Annotated in this window: 7 protein-coding genes; 6 read left to right on the top strand and 1 reads right to left on the bottom strand. The window is 39.1% G+C overall.

Annotated elements, in window-relative coordinates:
- Window positions 1–124 precede the first annotated feature (124 nt).
- The 5 genes from ACSHXM_RS19545 (at window position 125) to ACSHXM_RS19525 (ending at window position 6006) form a co-directional block, all read left to right on the top strand.
- Window positions 125–469, top strand: a complete 345-nt coding sequence (locus ACSHXM_RS19545; RefSeq protein WP_435691680.1) for an ArsC family reductase — start codon at window positions 125–127, stop codon at window positions 467–469.
- The gene (gene dapE / locus ACSHXM_RS19540) at window positions 466–1596 is read left to right on the top strand and encodes a succinyl-diaminopimelate desuccinylase (RefSeq protein ID WP_435691678.1); all 1131 of its coding nucleotides are present in this window, start codon (window positions 466–468) and stop codon (window positions 1594–1596) included. The genes ACSHXM_RS19545 and dapE overlap by 4 nt, the downstream gene beginning before the upstream one ends.
- Complete coding sequence (locus ACSHXM_RS19535; RefSeq protein ID WP_435691676.1) at window positions 1593–2270, top strand: M15 family metallopeptidase; 678 nt, start codon at window positions 1593–1595, stop codon at window positions 2268–2270. The genes dapE and ACSHXM_RS19535 overlap by 4 nt, the downstream gene beginning before the upstream one ends.
- Window positions 2267–2416, top strand: a complete 150-nt coding sequence (locus ACSHXM_RS19530) for a DUF2897 family protein (protein ID WP_435691674.1) — start codon at window positions 2267–2269, stop codon at window positions 2414–2416. Before ACSHXM_RS19535 ends, ACSHXM_RS19530 begins: the two co-directional genes overlap by 4 nt.
- 497 nt (window positions 2417–2913) lie before the next feature.
- Entirely contained in the window at window positions 2914–6006 is a 3093-nt protein-coding gene (locus ACSHXM_RS19525) for a TonB-dependent receptor (protein ID WP_435691672.1), read from the top strand.
- 170 nt (window positions 6007–6176) lie between these two features.
- Here the strand turns inward: ACSHXM_RS19525 and ACSHXM_RS19520 are convergent, their stop codons facing one another.
- Entirely contained in the window at window positions 6177–7454 is a 1278-nt protein-coding gene (locus tag ACSHXM_RS19520) for a JmjC domain-containing protein (RefSeq protein ID WP_435691669.1), read from the bottom strand.
- Between the two features lie 433 nt (window positions 7455–7887).
- On the opposite strand from ACSHXM_RS19520, the gene ACSHXM_RS19515 reads away from it, so the two are divergent.
- Window positions 7888–9133, top strand: a 1246-nt coding sequence (locus tag ACSHXM_RS19515) for a tryptophan halogenase family protein (RefSeq protein ID WP_435691667.1), incomplete at its 3' end; no start/stop codon positions are given.

Raw genomic sequence — 9133 nt, 5'->3', positions numbered from 1 at the left:
ATTCTGTTATCGCTGGAGATGACACTATCATGAGTGTTTATATTTAATAGCAATTTGAACCTTTACCCAGCTAGGCCTTTATCGTTATAGTCCTGTGCATAATGAAAAACTAATATGGATCCACATGACTGTACTTTATGGGATTAAAAACTGTGACACGATTAAAAAAGCCAAATCTTGGTTAAATGACAATAATATTGAATTTACTTATCACGATTATCGCCAAGATGGTTTAGACCTTGATTGGTTAACAACAACAGAGCAAGCACTCGGTTGGGAAGTTTTATTGAATAAACGCGGCACCACTTTTCGTCAATTATCAGAACAACAAAAACAACAACTTGATAAAGCCTCAGCCATCACGTTAATGCTTGACCAACCGGCTATGATTAAACGTCCGGTTCTTATCCATCAAGAGCAATATTTTATCGGCTTTAAAGCCGCACAATACCAAGAGATTTTTCTATGACACACACTACCATTGGCCTAACCAAGGATCTGATCAATCGAAAATCAGTCACCCCTGAAGACGCAGGTTGCCAAGATTTAATGGCGGATATTCTAAAACCATTAGGATTCAACATTGAAGATTTAACCTTTGATGACACAAAAAACATTTGGGCCAGAAAAGGCACTGCAGACCCAGTATTTTGTTTTGCTGGTCATACGGATGTAGTGCCTTCAGGGCCAGAAAATGCGTGGCAAACGCCACCTTTTGAAGCCACAGAAAAAGATGGCTACTTACATGGTAGAGGCGCTGCAGACATGAAAGGTAGTCTAGCGGCTATGTTAGTGGCGACAGAAAGATTTGTTAAAAACAACCCAGATCACAAAGGATCTATTGCTTATTTAATTACTAGTGATGAAGAAGGTCCGTTTATTAACGGTACCACTCGGGTAATAGACACCCTTGAAGCCAGAAACGAAAAAATCACCTGGTGCTTAGTTGGCGAGCCATCAAGTACTGAAGAGGTGGGTGATATCGTTAAAAATGGCCGTAGAGGCTCGCTGACAGGTGATTTAGTTGTTAAAGGTATACAGGGTCATGTTGCCTATCCTCACCTAGCGAAAAACCCAATTCATGAGTCAGCATTGGCTTTAGATGAGATAGCTAAAACCAAGTGGGATGATGGTAATGATTCTTTTCCTCCGACTAGTTTTCAAATATCGAATATAAATGGTGGCACAGGCGCAGGTAATGTTATCCCAGGCGAGCTGAAAGTTTGTTTTAATTTTCGATTCTCTACCGAAGTGACAGATCACCAGCTCATCGAGCGAACCACTAAAATATTGGACGCACATCAGTTAGATTATGACCTAAAGTGGACATTCAACGGCCAACCTTTTTTGACCGATTCAGGAAAATTGGTTGAAGCCACTCAAGATGCAATCAAACAATGTACGGGCCGAGAAACCGTGTTATCCACAGCTGGAGGCACCTCTGACGGTCGTTTCATCGCGCCAACTGGTGCACAAGTGATTGAATTAGGTCCCGTCAATGCCACCATTCACAAGATTGACGAGTGTGTGAAAATGTCTGACTTAGACACACTGGCTGATATCTATGAAAAAATGTTGGAAAACCTATTAGCATGATTACACCCGCACACATATTAGGTCAAAGTGAAGACTTATTAGTTGAATGCCAACAAGGATTCAAACTATTACCTGACGTGTGTGTGGCATTTAAACAAATGCAAGAAGCAGCGAAAAAAGACGATGTAGATATTCAAATAGTGAGTAGTTACCGAAGTTTTGAGCGCCAACTGCAAATATGGAAAAACAAATGGTTAGGTAAAACAGCCATTTTAAATATTAACGAACAGCCCATCGATATAACTTCCATTTCAAACCAAGAAAAGTTATTTGCAATATTAACTTGGTCTGCATTACCCGGTGCGAGTCGTCATCACTGGGGCACAGATTTAGATGTATACGACAAAAAAACGGTTGAACTAAAACAACATAACTTTCAATTAGTATGCAGCGAATATGAAGGTGGTGGCCCTTGTAAAAAGTTAAATTATTGGCTAAAAACCTACGCTCAAGACTTTGAATTTTACCGCCCTTATCAGAATTACAAAGGTGGGGTGGCGGCTGAACCCTGGCATCTGAGCTATCGGCCTATCGCCGCTAAGATAGAAAATCAACTTAACATAGATATGTTAGAAGAAACACTTCTGCACTCGGGAATAGACGATCCACAATCTATTATAAAAAACCTTAAAGTTATCTTTAAACAATATGTATTAAATCAGGGGAAAACATGAATACTTGGTGGGTAATTGGAATTATCGTATTGGTACTGGGTTTTATAATTGGAAATATTTTATTACTTCAACAAACTGCTAAAACTAAAATGCCTACAGTCACAAAAGACAATAATGCTAATTACGATAAAGACGAAGACGATTAAACGACTCTCACTTCTATATATCTTAGGAAGAGTATATTCAAGAAAGCATACTTAATTAAAGACGTTGCCAAGTCATCTATTTATCTTAACCTTATGATAAGTATAATTTATTTTTAAAATTTCAAGATTTACCGAAAAACTAAAACAACCCAATTTAATTGCTAGCCTACACGCGTTGTCAATTTTCAATTCTGGGTAATTTTTCCACACAAACCCTACACAACAAAATAACGTAACCACAAAACTTAATTTCATAAAAACATACGTTTTTTAACTTCACAACCAATGAAAATCATTATTTACTCATAAAAATCAACTAGTTGCTCATTACACTCATAACGACATGCATTACACATAATCAAACAACCCATTAACATCTATGTTGACATTCTTTAACCATAATTTTACCTTTGAAATCGATTACAGAAGGATGTTTAATCTTCAATTAATCATGTACACCACACACTTTGATTAAAATAACAAAAGGTATAAGTACGATGAGATCACCGAATAAATTTCAAAAATCCATCCTAGCTACAAGCATAGGTATTATGCTTGGTACAGTTGTAATGACTCCCGCCCTAGCACAAGAAGCTGATGACACTGAAGTCATCCAGGTTCGAGGGATAAGAGGAAGCTTACAAGAATCAATGAGCATCAAACGAGAATCAAAAGGTATCGTTGATGCAATCTCTGCAGAAGACATAGGCAAATTCCCAGATTCAAACTTGGCTGAATCATTACAACGTATCACAGGTGTTTCAATTGATCGTAATAACGGTGAAGGCGATAAGATTACTGTTCGTGGCTTTGGTGGCGACAATAACATGGTTACCTTAAACGGCCGATTGATGCCAGCTGCTGATGCTTGGGGTAACGGCGGTGGTTCAGGTCGTGCATTTAGTTTTGCCAACCTAGCGTCTGAAAGTGTACGAGCTGTAGAAGTATATAAAACAGGTAAAGCAAATATCACTGCAGGTGGTATCGGCTCTACTGTAAATATTATAACCGCTAAACCATTAAGTAACGAAGGATTCCACGCAAGTGTTGGTGGAAAATTAGTCAGTGACTCAACGGTTGATCGAGGTGACGATGTTACTCCTGAAATTTCTGGTATCTTTAGCTTTACTAATGATGATGCTACTTGGGGTGTGGGATTAACTTTCAGTAACCAAGTCCGTCATAGTGGCTCATCTCATTCTGGTACAGGTGGTTGGAACTACGCTGAGTGGAATCCTAGTTATGATGCAGACTCTGATACTATGTCTTATCAGGCTTTTTCAATCGTACCAGGTCCTAATGGTGAAACCAATGCGGCATATACTAATGGCCAAATTACCAATGCGCCTGCAGATGGACAATTATTTGCTCGTCCAAATGACTTACGTTATTACCACTCAGATTTTGAAAGAGACCGCACAAACGCTCAATTGACCCTTCAGTTCGCTCCTACTGACGATTTAACAGCCACGCTTGATTACACCTACGTAAACAATGAAGTGCAACAACGTGAAGCTCAGTCTGGCTTCTGGTTAAACCGTAGCTTTAGTTCTGTAACCTTTGATACAGATCAACCAGTTGCGACTATGGTAATGATAAATGAAGATGTGGGTGGCGCTAAAGATAACACTGCCACACAAATTCAAACAAACCAAAAGAATACTATTGATTCAATTGGTTTGAATATCGAATATAACGTCAATGACGAATTGTCTTTCACCGTAGATATTCATGATTCAACAGCAGAAAGTTTACCTGATAACTTAGGTGGTATTGGCGCTGGCCGTATGATTGCTGGTTTAGCCGCACCACTTGGTTTAACTCAAAGTTATGATTTCTCGGGCGAGTTCCCTACGCTAGCAGTAACAATCGATGATTGTGCAAAAAACCGACCAGCTGGATTACCAGAGTGTAACGGTGTGTGGGATACAACCGATGTGGGAACAAACTTTGTACGAGTAGCTGACTCTTCACAAACAACTGATATTAGCCAAGCTAAATTAGATGGTACTTACATGTTTGACGAAGGCCAATTTGATTTTGGCATCGAAACTCGTTCTATCGAAATGAACCAAAAGAATTCTCAGAACCTATTAAAAGGTGGTGACTGGGGTATCGCTAACCCAGGTGAACTTCCTCCAGGCTCTCTAGAAGAGTTTGATTTAATGGGAAGTTTTGAAGATTACAACGTGGGTAATCACGGTATAACTTCTTTCCGTGGTGATGCGACTGATATCGTAAGATGGGGAACTGCTCAATATGGTCATGACTTTATGACTGAGTTTGACTCTACAGGTGTACGTGATCACGACCATACCGTTGTAGAAGATGTATTCTCAGCCTACTTACAATACTCCTTATCTGGCGAAGTGGGTGGCATGGAAACCAATGTGCTTGCCGGTGTACGTTATGAAAGCACAGACGTTGAATCAACTTCTGTTCAAGCGGTTCCACAAACTACGCTTTGGCAAGATAACAATGACTTTGTAACGCAAAACAGTTCAGCAAGTAACGGCGTTATGGAGCAACATAGTTACAACCATGTATTGCCAAGTTTAGATATTGATGTTGCTGTAACTGATGACATTAAGGCTCGTATGTCTTTTGGTCAAACCATGGCAAGAGCAAGTTATAACGATCTTCGTGCATCTATTTCAGGCTTTGGTCACAACGCACCAACCTTAATGGGCGGCACGTCAAACGCAACGTCATCTAACCCAGGGTTAGTGCCATTGTTATCGACTAACTTGGACTTATCTGTTGAATACTATTTTGATGATACAAGTTATGTTTCTGTTGGTTATTTTGATAAACGTGTAAGTAACTTTATTGGTACTGAACAAGTTGAGTTAAACCACTTTGGTTTACGTGATGCCACTGGTGGGCCACGTGCTCAAGCAGCTGTTGACGCCTTGGCAGACCTAGGAATAACTCTTGATGAAACTCATTTGTTTGTAATGACGGCTATTTTAGATAATCCACAAGATTTTCCAAATGGTGCTGCCGATTACATTAATGAAATGAATCGTATTGGCAATGAGTCAGATTTTGAATTCGATATGGCTGCTCGTTATGACATTTTACCTAATGGTGACGATCCTCTATATGATTTCTTAACATCACGTCCGGTGAACAACAAAGATGCTAACTTGTATGGTGCTGAACTTGCGGCGCAACATTTCTTTGGTGAAACAGGTTTTGGTTTATCAGCTAACTACACCTTAGTACGTGGTGATGTTAAGTATGATAATACAGCTTCTCCTTCGGTCTCTCAGTTTGCCTTAACGGGCTTAAGTGACACAGCTAACTTAGTAGCTATGTACGAGAAAGATGGTTGGCAAGCGCGTGTTGCTTACAACTGGCGTGACGACTTCTTGCAATCAGCAGGGACTCAACCTAGATACGTAGAAGCATACTCTCAGTTGGATTTCACAGTTAGTTATGATGTGATGGAAGACCTAACAGTTACATTCGCTGGTCTTAACATTACTGACGAAAACCAACGTATATATGGCCGTTCTATTAGAACACCATATACAGTACGTGACCTAGGTGCACGTTATACATTAGGTGCTCGTTATAACTTCTAATAAGTTATTTCTAGAGGTAAATGGTGTCTAATTGAATTAGGCACTTTCATATAAATTAAAAAAGCCGCTTCATATTGAAGCGGCTTTTTTGTAGTTGTTTACTCAGCCTCTCGATAAGCTCTAGGCTGATAATGAACCCCACTCTCCCTGTCCAAAAATTAGGTAAAGAATTAGGCTAATCCAATGATCCCAAACTTATACAAGACTTGTAAATAATGTATGGTTTCGTTCTGAGGCAAGCCGTTAGCTTTTTGTTGTAACAACAAAATTTCAGGGATTGTAAAGTTAGATGGCTCTAGACCAAACCTTTCTAATGTGGGCTGCAAACTAGTGGGAAATTTATGAATTTCGTTATTGAAAGAAATAAGCAACAACCCCTGAAATTGAATATAACGCAGTGGAGGTGCTGCCACGGTAAACAATTGTTCGGGTCCAACATCTGGTAAGGGTCTAATTTGGGTTTTCCCCGCATAAGCAGCTCGAGTTAAAGATCTTAACCATGGCTCCACAAGAGAATCCGCATTTGCTAAATCTTGAAATTCAGAAAGTCGATGCCCAATATAACTTGAAACCTCTTTAGGCATTTTACCTGTTACTTTTTCGCATGTAGCAGGAACACCACCTCGCCAACTGGGATTTGATTCGGCCAAGTTTTTAAGTGATGGCAGAATATGCTCTAAATAATTCTGAGGAGAAAAAGAAAGATTCAAAGCCATAGAGCAACCAATACCACATGCAGAATGCCAAGCACCTGCGGGTAAACACAGCACATCCCCAGGATTCAATACGACTTCACGAATATCCATATCGTTTGGTAAAGTTCCTACTTTATTATTTGTCTCACCTGATTGATAAACTGCATTGGTTTTAGGCCAAGGTTTAGCGGACTTAGTGGAATATTTCCATCGTTTCTTGCCTGCAATCTGAATACTCGTCGCTACTCTTGCATCGTAGTGCATTGGAAAACCAGAACCGTCCTGAGAAACATAACAATTTATCCCAACAGTGCCTGTGAAATTAAGTTGTGCGCAGATAGCAAGAGCCCACTTTGCTAAAAATGGATCTGCCATCTGAATATTGGATATACATATGGTGCCGCCATCATTTAGCACATCAATAACTTGTTTGTGGCTTATATCGGTCGCACCATGAGGGTCGCCAGAGTCTTCACCTTCAGCGAAAGAGGCTTTAATGTTATAAGACTTATCTGTAATACCTTCGCCCCGTTTAAGCGCTAATTGTAATTTTTCCCAGCTAAAAATTTGTTCTACTTTCTGAGTAGAACCTGCAATATGTACTGAGGTTTTAGAAAAGTAAGAGTTGACAAACTCTTCACGAGAAATAGGACTAATTAACTCGTCAAGTTCATGACCATTTAGGGTTGCAAGCGTAGGAGAATCTGCAAAAGAATCATTACCAAGTAATGTTCGGAAATCTGTTTTCCTCATAGGACGTATTCTCATTTCATTAATGACGTTAAATTCAAAATTTTTCTCTTAATATCAAACAATTAGCACTATAATTAATTTGATAACATAATCCGTATATCTTACACCACCCCTTCATTTAATGGCATAATAATGTTCAACAAAAGTCGCAAATTAGAAACTAAATCGATTCTATTTACGTGAATAGAAAAACTCAGAATATCGAATTTGATTTATCACAAATTTCCCTTATTAATTTTAAGGTAAACGGTTTGAATAAAATGGCTCTATGACGATAAAGAACATAAAAAAGTATATGACATACAGGCATTTACTGAATACTATGCATCATCACAATCTCAAAACTTTCACAGCGCTAATTGTTTAGTTTCCACCCAAGGGAAAACGGATATGGCACCAATATTAAGTGAATAAAATAGGTAATAGAAATATTATGAATGTTTCAAAAAAGCAGAAAATAGTCATTGCAGGTGGCGGGACAGCGGGTTGGATTGCGGCTGCAGGAATTGCTAAACAATTAGGTAAAGTGGTTGATGTCGAATTAGTTGAATCAGAACAAATTGGTACCATTGCCGTAGGCGAAGCAACCATTCCTCCCATGCGCACATTTCATCATTTGTTAGGCATAGACGAACAAGAGTTTATGCGTGAAACTTCTGCTACGTTTAAGTTAGGCATATCTTTTGAAAATTGGAAAGACATAGACCAAGACTACATTCATTCCTTTGGGAAGACAGGACAAGAAAGCTTTTTCGCTGAATTTCACCATTTTTGGTTGAGAGGTTTAAAAGAAGGACAGACTGCCGATTTTTCTGAGTATTGTTTAGAATTACAAGCAGCAAAAAAGGGAAAGTTTGCTCTGTCTCAACAGCTCCCTATTAATTACGCCTATCATTTAGACGCCACCGCTTATGCTAAGTACCTACGTAAATACAGTGAAAAAAGAGGAATAAAACGAACTGAAGGGAAAATATCTAAAGTTCACAAGGACCTTAAAACTGGCAATATCAGTTACCTAGAACTGGAATCCGGCGCCAAGATCGAGGGTGACTTTTTTATCGATTGCACTGGATTTAAAGGATTATTAATAGAAGATGCTTTACATACCGGTTATGAAGATTGGTCTCACTGGTTACCATGTGATAGCGCTTATGTGGTGCAAACTGAATCCACCGGCGACGCCGTTCCTTATACTCGTTCTATCGCCCATCAAGCCGGATGGAGATGGCAAATACCGCTTCAACATAGAATGGGCAATGGACTCGTATATTGTAGTAAATATCTGAAACATGATGATGCTAAACAAATGTTAGTTGACGGTGTTGAAGGAAAGATGATCACTGAGCCTCGATTAATCAATTTTCGAACGGGACGACGTTTAAAAGCCTGGAATAAAAACTGTGTGGCTTTAGGTTTATCAAGTGGTTTTATTGAACCTTTAGAATCCACTAGTATCCACCTCATCACCAGCGGTATTATTCGATTTATTCGTATGTTCCCACAAGTAGGAAGCATAGAATCAACCGTTGATGAATTTAACAGACAAACTCAAATCGAAATTGAAAAATTACGAGATTTTATTGTTTTACACTACAATGTGACAAATCGTAAAGATTCGGAATTTTGGAACCACTGTAGAAACATGCAAATTCCTGAAACACTTGCACATAGAATTAAGC

Origin of the sequence: Paraglaciecola sp. (genome assembly GCF_051252315.1) — a bacterium.
GTDB lineage: Bacteria > Pseudomonadota > Gammaproteobacteria > Enterobacterales > Alteromonadaceae > Paraglaciecola.
Note: the sequence above shows the minus strand (reverse complement) of the source record. Positions and strands in the feature narration are given on the sequence as shown.

Excerpts from the sequence above, each read along its gene's own strand:
- ACSHXM_RS19545 (WP_435691680.1), top strand. The coding sequence starts at position 125 with ATGACTGTACTTTATGGGATTAAAAACTGTGACACGATTAAAAAAGCC.
- dapE (WP_435691678.1), top strand. The coding sequence starts at position 466 with ATGACACACACTACCATTGGCCTAACCAAGGATCTGATCAATCGAAAA.
- ACSHXM_RS19535 (WP_435691676.1), top strand. The coding sequence starts at position 1,593 with ATGATTACACCCGCACACATATTAGGTCAAAGTGAAGACTTATTAGTT.
- ACSHXM_RS19530 (WP_435691674.1), top strand. The coding sequence starts at position 2,267 with ATGAATACTTGGTGGGTAATTGGAATTATCGTATTGGTACTGGGTTTT.
- ACSHXM_RS19525 (WP_435691672.1), top strand. The coding sequence starts at position 2,914 with ATGAGATCACCGAATAAATTTCAAAAATCCATCCTAGCTACAAGCATA.
- ACSHXM_RS19520 (WP_435691669.1), bottom strand. The coding sequence starts at position 7,454 with ATGAGGAAAACAGATTTCCGAACATTACTTGGTAATGATTCTTTTGCA.